Source organism: Pelosinus fermentans DSM 17108, assembly GCF_000271485.2.
GTDB classification, from domain to species: domain Bacteria; phylum Bacillota; class Negativicutes; order DSM-13327; family DSM-13327; genus Pelosinus; species Pelosinus fermentans.
Window position 1 is genome coordinate 609367 of sequence record NZ_AKVN02000001.1, and the last position, 16545, is coordinate 625911.

9 protein-coding genes are annotated in these 16545 nt (G+C 40.0%); all 9 read left to right on the forward strand.

The genetic code is table 11. The annotated features are described in order from the left end of the window. Positions 1 to 117 precede the first annotated feature (117 nt). The 9 genes from FR7_RS02810 to glgA all read left to right on the forward strand — a co-directional run bounded on the left by FR7_RS02810 (position 118) and on the right by glgA (position 16464). A complete protein-coding gene (locus FR7_RS02810) occupies positions 118 to 2736 on the forward strand; it encodes a diguanylate cyclase domain-containing protein (protein ID WP_007938601.1) in 2619 nt (872 codons plus the stop codon). Between the two features lie 434 nt (positions 2737 to 3170). Beyond that, complete coding sequence (locus FR7_RS02815) at positions 3171 to 4358, forward strand: glucose-1-phosphate adenylyltransferase (protein ID WP_007938603.1); 1188 nt, start codon at positions 3171 to 3173, stop codon at positions 4356 to 4358. Between the two features lies 1 nt (position 4359). Beyond that, complete coding sequence (gene glgD, locus FR7_RS02820; RefSeq protein WP_007938605.1) at positions 4360 to 5475, forward strand: glucose-1-phosphate adenylyltransferase subunit GlgD; 1116 nt, start codon at positions 4360 to 4362, stop codon at positions 5473 to 5475. A gap of 65 nt (positions 5476 to 5540) precedes the next feature. Then, a complete protein-coding gene (locus FR7_RS02825; protein WP_007938607.1) occupies positions 5541 to 7970 on the forward strand; it encodes a glycogen/starch/alpha-glucan phosphorylase in 2430 nt (809 codons plus the stop codon). Positions 7971 to 8219: 249 nt separating this feature from the next. Then, the gene (locus tag FR7_RS02830; RefSeq protein WP_007938614.1) at positions 8220 to 10655 is read left to right on the forward strand and encodes a glycogen/starch/alpha-glucan phosphorylase; all 2436 of its coding nucleotides are present in this window, start codon (positions 8220 to 8222) and stop codon (positions 10653 to 10655) included. A gap of 29 nt (positions 10656 to 10684) precedes the next feature. Further along, positions 10685 to 12583, forward strand: a complete 1899-nt coding sequence (glgB, locus tag FR7_RS02835) for a 1,4-alpha-glucan branching protein GlgB (RefSeq protein ID WP_007938616.1) — start codon at positions 10685 to 10687, stop codon at positions 12581 to 12583. 78 nt (positions 12584 to 12661) lie between these two features. After that, entirely contained in the window at positions 12662 to 13873 is a 1212-nt protein-coding gene (locus tag FR7_RS02840; RefSeq protein WP_007938618.1) for a glucose-1-phosphate adenylyltransferase, read from the forward strand. Positions 13874 to 13876: 3 nt separating this feature from the next. Continuing rightward, entirely contained in the window at positions 13877 to 14995 is a 1119-nt protein-coding gene (gene glgD / locus FR7_RS02845) for a glucose-1-phosphate adenylyltransferase subunit GlgD (protein ID WP_007938619.1), read from the forward strand. A gap of 2 nt (positions 14996 to 14997) precedes the next feature. Then, the gene (glgA, locus tag FR7_RS02850; protein WP_007951955.1) at positions 14998 to 16464 is read left to right on the forward strand and encodes a glycogen synthase GlgA; all 1467 of its coding nucleotides are present in this window, start codon (positions 14998 to 15000) and stop codon (positions 16462 to 16464) included. The last annotated feature ends 81 nt before the right edge of the window (positions 16465 to 16545 follow it).

Consider the following 16545-nt stretch of genomic DNA (forward strand, 5'->3'; position numbering starts at 1 on the left):
AAATAAATGTCGAAGATTATGTAATAATAATTCTTTTATTTCAAAAATTTCCTAAATTGCCAGTTTTTGATGTTTTTTTATGTCAGTTATGAAGATGCTGAATCAGGAGTGAGTATAATGAATAGAGAATCTATACCAAAAAGTCCATTGGGTATTGCAATTATTTATATTTTATTAGGCAGTGTATGGGTATTGTTTTCAGATAGCATGATTGAGCAGATATTTAATGATATAAAGATCATCACTGCTTTATCCATATCAAAGGGCTGGTTTTTTATTTTGTGCACGGGGTGGTTACTCTATCGTCTTATTAAGCAGTCTCAGAAAACATTAATGACACAAAACATTGCTCTTGAGGTTTTAGGAGAAGAGCGTTTAGCGTCAGAAGAAGAATTGCGGCAGCAGTTAGATGAACTACTCAGCCGCGAAGAGGAAATTCGCAGACAAAACTTAGTGCTGTTTTCACTGAATGAAACTGCGTTGGGGCTTATGAATCGTTTAAATTCAAATGAGTTATTACGGGATATCGTTGTAAGTGCAGCAAAACTTATTAATACGCCTCATGGATATGTATGTTTAATCGATGAAGAACAGGGAGTTTGCAGAAGGCTGATCGGTACAGGTGCCTATGAAGGGGAAACTGGCCGCCTGGATAAGCTGACGGATGGTCTGGTTGGGGAAGTGTACAGGATCGGGAAAATGAAAGTGGTTGATGATTATAGTACATGGGAGAAACGTTTTACAGACCCTTATTTTGACAACATGCATTGTACAGTACAGGTGCCTTTTAAATCAGAAGAAAAAGTATTTGGTACTTTAGGTCTGTCCTTTGCTGATCCAGAAAGAAAGTTTACGGTAAGTGAAATTGATTTATTAACACGTTTTGCTGAATTAGCTTCGATTGCTCTTGATAATGCCAATTTATTTACTACCTATAAGAATGAGCTCATAGAGCGCAGACAGACCCAAAAAGCTTTGCAGATTTCTCAAGCCAATTATCGGGCGATATTTGATGCAGCCAGTGATGGAATTATTGTTCATGATGCTGCTACAGGAGAAATTATCGATAGTAATCAAAAAGTTGAAGAGTTATATGGTTTTTCTCGTGAGGAAATGATTTCACGAGGTTTAGATGGACTGGGTAATCATCAATTACCCTATAGTGGAAATGATGCTTTAGAATGGATTCACCGAGCTGCTGAGGGAAAATCCCAGCTTTTTGAATGGATGATTCAAAGGAAAAACGGAGAAAACATCTGGGTGGAAATTAATTTAAAAAATGCCGAAATTGCTGGTAGACAGTGTATATTAGCTGTAATTCGTGATATTCGGAGACGAAAGCGAAGAGAAATCGAGCTTCATAAAATTCAAAGTAATAATCAAGCACTGATTAATGCCATTCCGGATAATATGTTTCTTATACGGTGTGACAGTATTATAATGGATTGCAAAATAAATAGTCCCCATTTGTACTATTTATGCTCAGATGAAATCATTGGGGAAAGTGTTTTTCAAGTCTTTCAGCCAAACCTTGCCGAACAGACGATGGACGCAGTCGTGGAAGCGATTACGCGGGGAAAGCTGCAAATCTATGAATTTCAAATGACAAAGGAGCAAAATCAATATTATTTTGAAGCACGAATTGTACCAAGTGGTGACGAGGAAGTTCTGGCGATTGTCCGTGATGTAACGGACCGAAGGCAAATTGCGGAAAAGCTGGCTTACTTGAGTCATCATGATGCAATGACTGGTTTATACAATCGGGCCTATTTCGAAGAAGAAATGAGAAGAATGGGTGCTATACGCAATGTGGCGGCAGGGATTATCATTTGTGATTTGGACGGCTTAAAACTTGTGAATGATACGTTAGGTCATAGTATGGGCGATGAAGTTTTGAAAGCTGTCGCTGGTGTTCTTAAAAAGGCATTTCGTCCACAGGATGTAATTGCGCGAATTGGCGGAGATGAATTTGCTGTACTGCTTCCTTCTAACTCCCGATCCGCTTTTAAAATTGCTTGTTCTCGTATTCATAAATTAATCGAAGAGTACAATGGCGGCAGGCCTATTGTACCTCTTAGCTTGTCGATCGGATTTGCTGTAACCAAAGAAACTCTTACAGATATGAATGCTTTATTTAAAGAAGCAGATAACTATATGTACAGAGAAAAACTGCAGCGTCATCAAAGTAACAAAAATACAATTGTTCAAGCATTAATGAGTGCCTTAGAAGCTCGAGACTTTATTACAGAGGGACATGGCGAACGTATGAAGGAATTCATAGTGTCTTTGGCAAATGCCGCAGGCGTACCTAAGCAAAGCTTTGCAGATCTTCGCCTTTTTGCTCAATATCATGACTTGGGAAAAGTTGGAATATCTGATGAGATTTTATTTAAGCCGTCTCTGTTCACTAAAGAAGAATTTACAATTATGAAACAGCATTCAGAAATTGGTTATCGTATCGCCCAAGCCACTCCGGAATTAGAACCAATTTCGGAGTGGATATTAAAGCATCATGAAAGGTGGGATGGAACAGGATACCCTTTGGGTATTGGAGGTAATGAAATTCCTGTGGAATGCCGTATTTTATCCATTGTAGATTCTTATGATGCTATGACCAATGATCGTCCTCAACGCAAAGCAATGAGTCATGAAGCTGCAATCACCGAACTGCGCAAATGCGCAGGCAGCCAATTTGATCCTCATTTAGTGGAGTTATTTATACGATTGCTAGATTGAAAAAGATATTTTAAAACGCGAAGATGCGAAGAAAATGAAGGTTATAAAAAATATAAAGATTATTTTTACCGATGTAGTGAGACCGTTACATCGGTATTTTTTATAAGATTTTATAAACCACAAAGGCACAAAACCGCTGGCGCGGTACACAAAGGGAAACACAAAAAATATAAAACCCTTTGTGTCCTTTGCGTCTTTGTGGTTCAATTGTTTTTATGTTTTAAAGAGTACGCAGCATTTATAAAAAATAAAATAAATCAAGACAGGAATATGATAGGAGTATGTCCAATAATAGAAAATAGGAAAAATTTTACAATTAAATAAACCTGCTCATAAAAAAATAGTCATGTTTGGAAATGGTCGCGCATAGTATAGGAAATGGGCTGCATGAGTTTTTGTGGCATGGGTAGAAAATGAATGGGGGATTATATGTTATGCGTAAAAAGGAATGTATTGCTATGATATTAGCAGGTGGGCAGGGAAGCAGGCTGGGAAGCTTGACAAGCAAGATCGCGAAGCCAGCCGTGCCTTTTGGCGGTAAGTATCGTATTATCGATTTTCCTTTGAGCAATTGCCACAACTCTGGAATTGATACGGTGGGAGTGTTGACCCAGTATCGTCCTCTGGCTTTGCACAGCTATATCGGAATCGGTAGTCCATGGGACTTGGACCGCAGAGATGGCGGGGTGTATGTTTTGCCTCCTTATGCCCAGGAAGGTGGTGCAGAATGGTATAAAGGGACAGCGGATGCAATTTATCAAAATTTAAATTTTATTGATATGATCAACCCTAACTATGTATTGGTCTTATCAGGTGATCATATTTACAACATGGATTATTCGCTAATGCTGGAGCGCCATAAGAAACAAAAAGCAGAAGCTACTATTTCGGTGATTGAAGTACCTTGGCATGAAACCTCACGCTTTGGCATTATGGATACGGATGAACAGGGCAGAATTACAGAATTTATTGAAAAACCTAAAGAAGCGAATAGTAATTTGGCCTCCATGGGAATTTACATTTTTAACTGGCGTTTATTGCGAAAGTGCTTAGAAGACGACCGCAAAAATGCCCTTTCCAGTCATGATTTCGGCAAAGATATCATTCCTAAATTATTGATGGATGGTCATCGTTTATTTGCATATTATTTTAAAGGATATTGGAAGGATGTAGGCACAGTAGAAAGCTTTTGGGAAGCGAATATGGATTTATTGGCGGATGAGCCGGAGCTGGACTTATATAATCCTAATTGGCGGGTTTATTCTGTAAATCCTACCAGGCCGCCCCATTATATTGGCGCTATGGCAAAGATCACTCGTTCTTTGGTGAGTGAAGGCTGCTCAATTTTAGGCGAGGTGGAGCATTCTGTCATTTTTCCCGGTGTACATATTGAGGAAGGGGCTATAATTAAGGATTCCATTGTTATGCCCTATGTTACCATTGGCAGAGACGCGCAGATTTACCGGGGAATTATCGGACGAAAAAGCTTAATTGAAGAAGGTGCTTTGATTGGTTCAATCAATCACGAAGGGATATGTGTCATAGAGGAAAACATCATCATACCCAGTGATGCTCAAATTCTAGAGAATCATATGATAAGTAAACAAAAACAGGTGGGATAAGATGCAAAACGTTATGGGAATTATTAATTTGAATCTTGGTCAGGATCTCTTAAAAGAGCTAACTATGGGAAGACCATTGGCAGCTCTTCCTTTTGGCGGCAGGTATCGGCTGATTGATTTTATTTTATCTAATATGGTGAATTCAGGAATGCAGAATGTAGGGATTTTGGTGCAAGATAAATACCGGGCATTAATGGATCATTTGCGTTCGGGGAAGGAGTGGGATTTAGCCCGAAAAAGGGATGGTTTATTTATTTTACCTCCCAGTCCTAATCCATGTTCATCCGGGGGATGCCGGGGAAGTGTAGAAAATTTTTATAATAATTTAGACTACATTGAAAGCAGCAGGCAGGAATATATGCTGATTGCCGGCAGTCATATTGTCTGCAACTTGAATTATCGTAAGGCTTTTAAGTTTCATAAAGATATGAATGCAGACATTACAATCTTATACAAGGAATATGATGCAGACGATGAACTTTCCCAATATACCATCCTGGATTGTCAGCCTGACGGCCGAATTAGCGACATGGGCAGTCAATCATCTAGAACCGCATCCCGTAAAGTTTCCATGGAAATGTATCTGATTGAAAAAGGATTATTGGTAGAGTTGATCAAAGACTGCCAGGCACGAGGCGGCTGGGATTTTGTAAAGGACGTTTTAATTAAAAATATAGATAAATTAAAGATGTTTGGTTATCCTTACAAGGGTTATGCGGCCAGGATTGATTCAATCAAAAATTATTATCGTCACAATATGGATTTGCTTAGGCCGGAAAAGTGGGAAGAACTATTCTTCAAATCAGGACTTGTGTATACGAAAGTAAAGGATGAAGCCCCGGTCAAATATAAGGAAAATGCCAGAGCCTTTAATACGATGATTGCCAATGGCTGCATCATTGAGGGACGCGTGGAAAACAGTATATTGTTTCGTGGCGTCAAGGTACATAAGGGTGCATATATTAAGGACAGTATTCTTATGCAAAAATGTGAAATAGCTGAAAATGCAATTATTGAAAATGTAATCTGCGATAAAAATGTTTGTATTACCCAAGGGAAATGGTTAAAAGGGGAGAAGAACTATCCTCTGGTAGTGGCAAAGGGGACCATCGTATAAGTACAGTGGAGTGAGCAAAAGATTATCCTTCAGAATTAGTCATTTTCAGGAGGTTTTTTTTGTTGATGGATAAAGAAGGATTTAAAGAAGCGTATAGTAAAAAGTTACAAGCCCTGCATGGCAAAAGTCTTGAAGAATCCAGTATTCATGATCAATATATTGCGCTGGGGAGCCTGCTGCGGGATTATATCAGTCCAAATTGGATAAAGACCAATCAGCAGTATAAGGCCAACGGCGATAAACAAATCTATTATTTTTCAATTGAATTTTTATTAGGTAAATTGCTGGATATGAACCTGCTCAATCTAGGAGTGAAAGAGGTTTGTCAAACCGGGCTTGCAGAACTGGGGATTGATTTATCTGTATTATTGCAGGAAGAGCCGGATGCAGGACTTGGCAATGGGGGGCTTGGGAGACTTGCTGCTTGTTTTCTGGATTCCATGGCAGCCTTATCACTTCCGGGGCATGGCTGCGGTATTCGATATACCTATGGATTGTTTGAGCAGAAAATAGTAAAGAATTATCAAGTGGAATTACCGGATAACTGGTTGAAAGATGGTTATATATGGGAATATCGTAGAACGAATAAAGCAGTAGAAGTTGCCTTTGGCGGTCATGTAAGAAGCGTAGTCAAAGCAGATGGCAGAACCTATTATTTTCATGAGAATGCGGAAGTGATATTAGCGGTTCCTTATGATATTCCTATGATCGGATATCAAAATAATACGGTCAATACTCTTAGGTTATGGAGCGCAGAATTGGCACATAACGACTGTTATTTTGCATTCCGTAACCGGAATGATTTCTTAAAAGCGATAGAATATAAGAATTCAGTGGAGCGAATTTCTAAGTACTTATATCCCGATGATACCCATCCTGAAGGGCGTCTGCTGCGATTAAAACAGGAATATTTTTTTGTTTCAGCCGGATTGCAAAGTATTCTAAAAAGATTTAAGTCTGCAAATCATAGGATTCAACTATTCCCTGACAAAATTGGTGTACATATTAATGATACACATCCAGCCTTAGCTGTTCCGGAATTGATGAGAATTTTAATTGATGAGGAGAATCTTGGTTGGGATGAGGCTTGGCAGATTACAACTAAGACCATATCCTATACCAATCATACTGTACTGCCTGAGGCTCTTGAAACATGGCCCGTGGAGATGTTTCAAAACTTGCTGCCCCGGATTTATATGATGATCGAAGAAATCAATCAGCGATTCTGTAAGGAACTTTGGGAACGATATCCTGGACAGTGGGGGCGTATCAGAGATATGGCAGTGATTGCTGATGGCGTAATACACATGGCACGTTTGGCGGTAGTAGGCAGCCATAGCGTTAATGGGGTGGCGAAGCTGCATTCGGAGATTTTGCAGCAATATCTGATGCATAATTTTTATCAATATGATCCTGCTAAATTTCATAATAAAACCAACGGCATTACTCACCGTCGCTGGTTACTAAAAGCCAATCCGCTGCTTACGGATTTAATTAATAATGCAATCGGAACCCACTGGATTGCTGATCCAAAAGAACTGCTGCTGCTGCGTAAGTACTCCCAAGATACTGTTTTTAAAGAACAATTAGCGAATATAAAGCTTAAGAATAAAATAAAGCTGGTTGATCATATTTACAGTCATTATGGGATATCTGTGAATCTTCATTCTATCTTTGATATACAAATCAAACGGATTCATGCTTATAAACGCCAAATATTAAATGTATTGCATATTATGCATCTATATAACGAATTAAAATTAAACCCTCAATTAGACATGGTGCCGCGCACGTTCATTTTCGCAGGAAAGGCTGCACCAGGCTATTATATAGCCAAACAAACGGTCAAATTAATTAATATCCTGGGATCTGTCATTAATCATGACAAAACAATACAAGATAAACTAAAAGTAGTTTTCATGGAGAATTATAGTGTATCCTTAGGGGAAATGCTGTTTCCTGCAGCCGATGTGAGTGAACAAATTTCTACTGCCAGCAAGGAAGCTTCTGGAACCGGAAATATGAAGTTTATGATGAACGGGGCTGTTACAATTGGAACATTAGATGGTGCTAACATTGAGATCAAAGAAGCAGTTGGCCCGGAAAATATTATTATTTTTGGTCTCACCGCCCAGCAGGCGCTTGATTACTATAAACATGGAGGCTACAATGCCTGGGATGTATATAATGAAGATATGCGGGTCAAAAAAGTAATTGAGCAGCTGGTAAATGGGTATCTGCCTGATGAAAAAGAAGAATTTAGACCCCTGTATGATTACTTGCTGCGTAATAATGATGAATTCTTTGTTTTAAAGGATTTTGCATCGTATGCCGATGCTCATCGACGGTTAGACGATACGTTTCGTCAGAGACAGCATTGGCAGTCTATGTGTCTGGAAAATATCGCTCATTCCGGTTTGTTTTCCAGTGATAAAACAATACGGGAATATGCTGCAGAAACCTGGCATCTGGGAGAGTCAACTATAAGAGGATGAAAAGGCAGCGAGAGTATACTTAAACGTAAAGTATGCTCTCGTTTTATAATGAGCTTACGAAATATTGTAATGATGCAGCATGAATTTACACAAAAATGCAAAAATTTCCTTTGAAAAAAGAAGGGTTTTTTCGGGCAAATGGACAAGTAATACGATAAGAGAAATCATATAATTTTTTTACAAAACAACAAGATTATCCAATACCATTACATATAAATATTGTAATTTTGAATAAGGGGGATAGGCTGCATGTTAATGGATAAAGATGAATTCAAAGCCATTTTTGTAAACAATCTGCAAACGATGTTTGGTAAAGGGATTGAGGAAGCGTCTATTAATAATAAATATATGGCCCTAAGCCGAGTTATTCGTGATTGCATTAGTAAGAATTGGATGGAGACGAATAAACAGTATAGTGAGACAGGTGTAAAGCAGGTTTACTACTTTTCCATGGAGTTTTTACTGGGAAAAGCACTGGATATGCACTTAGTCAATGGGGGAGTCAAGGAAATCTATCGAGAAGCCTTGGAAGAACTAGGGATTGACTTAAACGAACTGGAAAAACAAGAAGCAGATCCGGGTCTGGGGAATGGTGGATTAGGTCGTTTAGCAGCCTGCTTTATGGAGTCCATGGCAGCTGTTGGTATACCGGGACATGGCTGCGGCATCCGCTATACTTATGGTTTATTCGAGCAAAAGATTGTAGATCATAATCAAGTGGAATTGCCCGATAATTGGCTCCAGGATGGATATGCCTGGGAATTCCGTAAAGCGGATAAAGCAGTAGAAGTCAAATTTGGCGGCACCATTAACAGTAGCCAGCAAGGAGAGCGATGGGTATTTACTCATGAAAATTATGAGGCTGTATTGGCAGTACCTTATGATGTTCCCCTTGCTGGTTATCATAATAATACGGTGAATACGCTGCGGTTGTGGAATGCAGAATCGTTACATGACACTTTTGATTTAGCTTCCTTTAATCGGGGTGAATATTTGGAAGCAATGGAGTATCGGTCCTCCGTTGGTTTAATATCAAAAATATTATATCCACAGGATAATTTTTATGAAGGACGTCTCTTGCGTTTAAAACAGCAGTACTTCTTTGTTTCTGCTGGACTGCAGAGTATCATCCGGCGTTACAAGAAGAGGTATAGCTCCATGAAGCAATTGCCGAAAAGAGTAGCTGTTCATATTAATGACACCCATCCGGCCATCGCTGTACCTGAACTGATGCGTTTATTAATGGATCAGGAGGAATTATCTTGGGATGACGCCTGGAAAATTACTACGGAAACCATTTCCTATACCAATCACACCATTATGCCGGAAGCCTTAGAAACATGGCCAGTTGAGATGTTTAAGTCGCTGCTTCCAAGGATGTATATGATTGTACATGAAATTAATGAACGCGTGTGCCGCAGTTTATGGGATGCCTATCCCGGAGACTGGGAGCGAATCCGAAGCATGGCAGTGATTGCTGATAATATGGTGCATATGGCCAGGCTTGCTGTAGTCGGCAGTCATAGTGTAAATGGTGTTGCTCAAATACATACAGACATCTTAAAAGAACACATTATGTCAAACTTCCATAAATTTTATCCTAAAAAGTTTAATAATAAAACAAATGGCATTACCCATCGGCGGTGGCTGTTAAAAGCCAACCCTGAGCTTGCCGGGATTATAACCGATTGTATTGGATCAGGCTGGATCACTGACCCTCAGAAATTAGAGGAATTTGGGCGATTTGACACGGATAAGATCATACAAGAAAAAGTCCGGAAAGTGAAACACAATAATAAAAAGATATTAGCGAAGTATATTAAGGAAAAAACAGGTGTTACCATAGATGCCCGTTCAATCTTTGATGTTCATATCAAACGCATTCATTCTTACAAACGCCAAATACTGAATGTCTTTCATATTATGGATTTATATAACCGATTAAAGGAAAATCCTTCTTTAGCCATTACGCCGCGGACTTTTATTTTCGCTGGTAAAGCAGCACCAGGTTACTATATTGCAAAACAGACGATTAAATTGATTAGTGTTCTGGCTTCGTTAATTAATAAGGATAAAGATATCAAAGGTAAGTTGAAGGTCATCTTTTTAGAAAATTATAGTGTCTCCTTAGGAGAACTGCTGTTTCCAGCAGCTGATGTGAGTGAGCAAATATCAACAGCCAGTAAAGAGGCTTCAGGGACAGGTAATATGAAGTTTATGCTGAACGGAGCGGTAACCATTGGTACGCTGGATGGAGCAAATGTGGAAATCCATGATGCGGTGGGCGATGATAATATCTTTATTTTCGGACTGACCAGCCAACAGGTGTTTGATTACTATAATCACGGCGGATACGATGCTTGGCAGGTGTACAGCAGCGATATCCGGATTAAGACCGTTTTGGAACAATTGGTTAACGGCTTTTTGCCCTATCAGAGAGAAGAGTTCAGACCCTTGTATAATTCTTTACTTGCAGATAATGATGAATTTTTTGTCTTACGAGATTTTGATGCCTATGCAAAGGCGCAGGTCGAATTAGACAAACGCTATAAGCAAAAAAATAAGTGGATCGAAATGAGCATTCATAACATTGCGCAAGCAGGTATTTTCTCAAGTGATCGCACCATTTGTGAATATTCTCGCGATATTTGGCATACGAAACCTGTAGTCATTACCAAACCATAGTCTGTAAGAAATGATAGGGGAGGTATTATATGGCAGTTCCTATTTCACCAATCAGTCAAGAGGATTTGTATCTGTTTCATGAAGGCAGTAACTTTCGAAGCTATCAGTTGCTGGGGGCTCATGTTCTCACCGAGAATGGCAAACAAGGTGTGCGCTTTGCGGTATGGGCACCAAATGCGCAAGGGGTACGAGTTGTCGGAGATTTTAATGCCTGGCAGGGCGAGGGTCATAAGATGAATCGCGTAGGGGAATCAGGTGTATGGCTGCTGTTTATTCCAGATCTTATGGCAGGAGATATCTATAAATATGAAATCCAGACTGCTGGCGGACAGACGCTTATGAAGGCGGATCCTTATGCTTTCTATGCTCAGCTTCGACCGGAAACCGCTTCGGTGGTCTACAATTTAAACAGCTATCAATGGAAAGACACAAAATGTCAGTCAAGGAAGTCGAAACCCGTGAATCAGCAGCCTTTATTGATTTATGAGGTGCATTTAGGATCGTGGCGGCGAGGTGCAGACAACGCTGTGCTGACATATCGTGAGCTGGCAGAGCTCCTTCCGCAGTATGCATCTGCTATGGGCTATACGCATATTGAGATCATGCCGGTTGCCGAACACCCTTTTGATGGGTCTTGGGGCTATCAAGCGACGGGATATTATGCCATTACCAGCCGCTACGGTACGCCAGAAGATTTTATGTATCTGGTTGATGTATGTCATGAATATGAAATTGGTGTGATCGTAGACTGGGTACCAGGGCATTTTTGCAAAGATGATCATGGGCTTAGGCAGTTTGATGGTACTGCATTATACGAGTATGCTGATGCCCAGCGGGCGGAGAATAAAGGCTGGGGTACTGCCAATTTTGATTTAGGACGCACGGAAGTGCTGAGTTTTCTTATCTCTAATGCTGTATTCTGGCTGGATGTCTATCATATTGACGGTATTCGGGTGGATGCGGTTTCTAACATCCTGTATTTAAATTATGGCAGAGAAGCTGGGGATTGGACGCCCAATCAATATGGGGGTGATGGCAATCTGGAAGGGGCAGCTTTTCTGCGCAAGCTGAATGAAGTCGTGTTTGCTCAGCGGCCTAATGTGCTTATGATGGCAGAAGAATCAACTTCCTGGCCCATGGTATCTTGGCCGACCTATAGCGGCGGCTTGGGTTTTAACTTCAAATGGAATATGGGCTGGATGAATGATATGCTGCGATATATGGAAATTGATCCAGTTCATCGAAAATGGAATCATCATTTATTAACCTTTTCGTTTATGTATGCTTTTTCGGAAAATTTTATTCTGCCTTTATCTCACGATGAAGTGGTCCATGGAAAGAAATCAATGCTCAATAAAATGCCTGGCGACTATTGGCAGAAATTTGCCAATCTGCGCGCTTTTTATGGGTATTGGATGGCTCATCCAGGAAAGAAATTATTATTTATGGGCAGTGAGTTTGGTCAATTCATTGAGTGGCAGGATCATGAGAGTCTGGATTGGCACTTAGTTGAGTCCCCTATGCATGAAAAACTGCAGGAGTATTGCCGCAGGTTAAATCATTTTTATAAAAAGGAACGATCTTTGTGGGTTGTAGATGGCAATTGGCAAGGATTTGAATGGATTGACTGCAGCGACTATACGCAAAGCGTGATTTGTTTTATGCGTAAGACTGCTAATCCAGAGGAAACGTTACTTGTGGTGTGTAATTTTACACCTAACGTGCATCAGGCTTACCGAATCGGCGTACCTGCCGAAGGATCTTACCTGGAAATCTTTAATAGTGATTGGGAGGAGTTCGGAGGATCAGGACAAAAAAATACAGGAGTATTAGCTGCAGAAGAGACGGCTTGGCATAATCATTCTCACTCCTTGGCGATCACCCTTCCGCCTTTAGCTACTATCTACCTAAAAAAGACTGAGAAATGAGCGGAAGGTAGCGTCCTAAATAAACATAAAGGTGTTGGAAGAAGTTATGAAAGACTTTTAATAGTAGGGGGCGTTATTATGCACAAAAAAGCGTGCGTAGCTATGTTATTGGCAGGTGGACAAGGAAGTCGTCTTGGTATTTTGACGCAGAAGTTAGCCAAACCAGCAGTTCCCTTTGGCGGTAAGTACCGTATTATTGATTTTCCCTTAAGCAATTGTAATAACTCGGGAATTGACACGGTTGGTGTGCTTACCCAGTACAAGCCTTTGGCCTTAAATAGTTATATCGGTATTGGCAGTGCCTGGGATTTGGATCGAATGAACGGCGGTGTATTTGTACTTCCTCCTTATGTAAAAGAGCAGGGGGGAGAATGGTATAAGGGTACGGCAGATGCGATTTGTCAGAACAGCAATTTTATCGATCGGTTTAATCCGGAAACCGTACTCATATTATCAGGAGACCATATTTATAAAATGGATTACTCTTTGATGCTGGAATTTCATCAAAAACAGCAGGCGGATGCTACCATTGCGGTTATCGAAGTTCCTCTTGATGAAGCCAGCCGGTTTGGAATTATGAATACAGACAACGAACAGCGTGTTATTGACTTTGAGGAAAAACCTGCAGAACCAAAAAGCAATTTGGCATCTATGGGAATCTATATATTTAGTTGGCCGGTTTTAAAGAAATATTTGTTCGAAGATGAAGTTAATCAAAATTCAACTCATGACTTTGGTCATGATATAATTCCTAAAATGCTGGCAGATAAGCGCAACTTGAGGGCCTATTCTTTCAGAGGATACTGGAAGGATGTGGGGACCGTGGAAAGCTATTGGCAGGCCAATATGGATTTGCTGGGAGAGAGACCGGAGCTGAATTTATATGATTCAAAGTGGCGCATTTATTCCTCGAACCCTCCAAGACCGCCCCATTATACTTCTACTACGGCTAAAATAACGAATTCGATTATTGCAGAGGGATGTTTGATTTTAGGTGAAGTAGAAAATTCGGTTCTTTTTCCGGATGTTTATATCGGACCAGGTGCTAAGGTGAAAAATTCCATTATTATGTCAGGTGCACATATTGAAGATCATGTTGTGACCGATAAGGCGATTATTGGACGTAAAACAGTACTGAAACAAGGAACAGTAGTAGCGGCTAAGAAGCTGGATGGGCAGCAGAAGATTGTAGTATTGGATATTGATATGATTATTCCACCCCATACTACGATTGAGGCAAGTCTTTCCTGCAGTCCGCCAGAAGATGCGCTTTGCAAAAGGGAGGAATAAGATATGATTGATTTAATGGGGATTATCAACCTCAATGAAGCAGAAGAACATGTAGGAGAATTAAGCCGTTCTCGTTCATTGGCCTCAATTCCCTTTGCTGGGCGCTACCGGTTAATTGATTTTGTTTTATCAAATATGGTGAATTCGGAAATTTCCAATGTGGGGATCTTTATTCAGCATAAGTATCGTTCTTTGGTGGATCATTTACGTTCCGGAAAGGATTGGGATTTAGCACGTAAACGGGACGGACTCTTTGTTTTGCCGCCGGCTTATACCAGAACGCCGATGCAGGTTCATCGGGGCGATGTAGAAAACTTATACAGCAATTTAGATTATATTTATCAAAGCCGTCAGAAGTATGTTATCATTGCTGGCGCCAATATTGTAAGCAATATGGATTATCGAGTGATCTTGGAATATCATAAAAATACAGAGGCTGATATTACCGTTTTATATACAAAGGCAAATTGCGGCACTCATGATTGCGTAAGATCTAATATTTTAGGACTTGGTCCAGAGGGGCGGGTTCTTACTATTAGTGAATTTAAAGATACAGGCGGTTATCAAAACATGTCCATTGACATGTTTATTATGAAAAAAGACCTGCTCATTGAATTAATCAATCAGTGTATTGCCCGTGGCGATTATGATTTTGTAAAGCATTGTATCATTAAGAATGTTAAGAAGTTAAAAGTATATGGATATCATCATCCAGGTTATGCAGCGCGGATTAGTTCTCTGCAAAGCTACTTTCAGCATAGTATGGAATTGCTCAATCCTCACATTTGGAAGGAGCTGTTCTTCAAATCGGGATTAATTTATACAAAGGTCAAGGATGAAGCACCTGCCAAATATATACATGAAACGGAGGTGACAAATTCTTTAATTGCCAGTGGATGCTATGTGGAAGGAAAAGTCGAAAATAGTATTTTATTTCGGGGCGTAAAAGTACATAAGGGAGCATATATTAAAAATAGTGTTATTATGCAGAAGGGGAATATCGGTCCAGGAGTGATCCTCGAAAATGTTATTTGTGATAAGGATGTTCATATTACCGCTAATAAGCAGTTAAAGGGTGAGTACAGTTATCCCCTTGTAATAAAGAAAGGACGGGTGATTTAACTATGATAAAAGTATTAATCGCAGCCGCCGAAGCGGTACCTTTTGCAAAAACAGGTGGATTAGGAGACGTTATTGGCTCATTGCCGAAAGAGCTGATTAAGCAAGGTGTGGATGCCAGGGTCATTATGCCTAACTATCAAGATATACCCGAGGGCTTCAAGTCACAAATGGTGTTTAAAAATCACTTTTTTGTGCAGGTTGGCTGGCGGCAGCAATATTGCGGGATTTTAGAATTTGTTTATGAAGGTGTGACCTTCTATTTTGCGGATAATGAATATTATTTTAAACGCCATGGCTTTTATGGTTATGGGGATGATGCGGAGCGCTTTGGTTTCTTTTGCCGTGCGGTATTAGAGGCTTTGGACAAAATCGATTTTACGCCAGACATCATTCATTGCCACGATTGGCACACTGGAATGATTAGTGTGTTGTTAGATGCTCATTATCGTGAGAAGCCAAAATATAAAAAAATCAAGACCTTATTTACCATTCATAATTTAAAATATCAAGGTGTATTTTCCCAAGATATTATACACGATATATTGAGTCTAGACTGGAAATATTTCACCCCTGAAGGTGTGGAATTCCACAAAGCTGTTAACTTTATGAAGGGCGGTCTGGCATATGCGGATATGATTTCTACGGTCAGCAGAACATATGCCAAGGAAATTCAAGATCCTTATTTTGGTGAGGAATTAGATGGATTTTTACGGAAGCGTCAAAATCGTTTAGTGGGCATTGTAAATGGCATTGATTATGCTGTATATAATCCAGCGACGGATAAGCTGATTTCCGCTACGTACGATGTGGATACCATAGAGAATAAAAAGAAAAATAAGATGGAACTGCAAGCTCGCCTGGGTCTGCCTGTCAGGGAAGATGTACCGGTTATTGCTATCGTTTCCCGCTTAGTGAGTGCCAAGGGATTGGATTTAGTCGAAAGAATGTTTCAGGATGTGGTGAAACAGGCCGCTATTGCTGGACGGGATACCTATGATATCCAATTAGTGGTTTTAGGGACTGGCGAAGCGCGGTATGAGAATTTCTTTAAATACATGGCCTGGCAGTATCCTGGTAAAGTATCTGCCAATATTATGTTTGATGAAGATTTAGCTCATCAAATTTACGCCGGCGCCGACATGTTCCTAATGCCTTCCTTATATGAACCTTGCGGTATTGGGCAGCTGATCGCTATGCGTTATGGCTGCTTGCCAATTGTGAGGGAAATTGGCGGCCTGCGCGATACGGTACGGTCATATAATCAAGAGATCTGCGAAGGAAATGGTTTTACTTTTGTAAACTATAATGCTCATGAGATGGCAGATACAATCAATTGGGCACTAAAAACATTCCAAGATAAGGAATGCTGGAATAAAATAGTGAAAAATGCAATGCTGAGCGATTATAGCTGGCAAAAATCAGCTAAAGAATACAAGGAAATGTATCAAAAATTAATAAAGCAGGTGTAATGGCAGGGGATTCATGAGAAAGACAAGAATGGCTCTGATGGTCTTGTCAGTAGGTATTTTCTAACAAGTGAGGGATGTAAT

Excerpts from the sequence above, each read along its gene's own strand:
- FR7_RS02810 (WP_007938601.1), top strand. The coding sequence starts at position 118 with ATGAATAGAGAATCTATACCAAAAAGTCCATTGGGTATTGCAATTATT.
- FR7_RS02815 (WP_007938603.1), top strand. The coding sequence starts at position 3,171 with ATGCGTAAAAAGGAATGTATTGCTATGATATTAGCAGGTGGGCAGGGA.
- glgD (WP_007938605.1), top strand. The coding sequence starts at position 4,360 with ATGCAAAACGTTATGGGAATTATTAATTTGAATCTTGGTCAGGATCTC.
- FR7_RS02825 (WP_007938607.1), top strand. The coding sequence starts at position 5,541 with ATGGATAAAGAAGGATTTAAAGAAGCGTATAGTAAAAAGTTACAAGCC.
- FR7_RS02830 (WP_007938614.1), top strand. The coding sequence starts at position 8,220 with ATGTTAATGGATAAAGATGAATTCAAAGCCATTTTTGTAAACAATCTG.
- glgB (WP_007938616.1), top strand. The coding sequence starts at position 10,685 with ATGGCAGTTCCTATTTCACCAATCAGTCAAGAGGATTTGTATCTGTTT.
- FR7_RS02840 (WP_007938618.1), top strand. The coding sequence starts at position 12,662 with ATGCACAAAAAAGCGTGCGTAGCTATGTTATTGGCAGGTGGACAAGGA.
- glgD (WP_007938619.1), top strand. The coding sequence starts at position 13,877 with ATGATTGATTTAATGGGGATTATCAACCTCAATGAAGCAGAAGAACAT.
- glgA (WP_007951955.1), top strand. The coding sequence starts at position 14,998 with ATGATAAAAGTATTAATCGCAGCCGCCGAAGCGGTACCTTTTGCAAAA.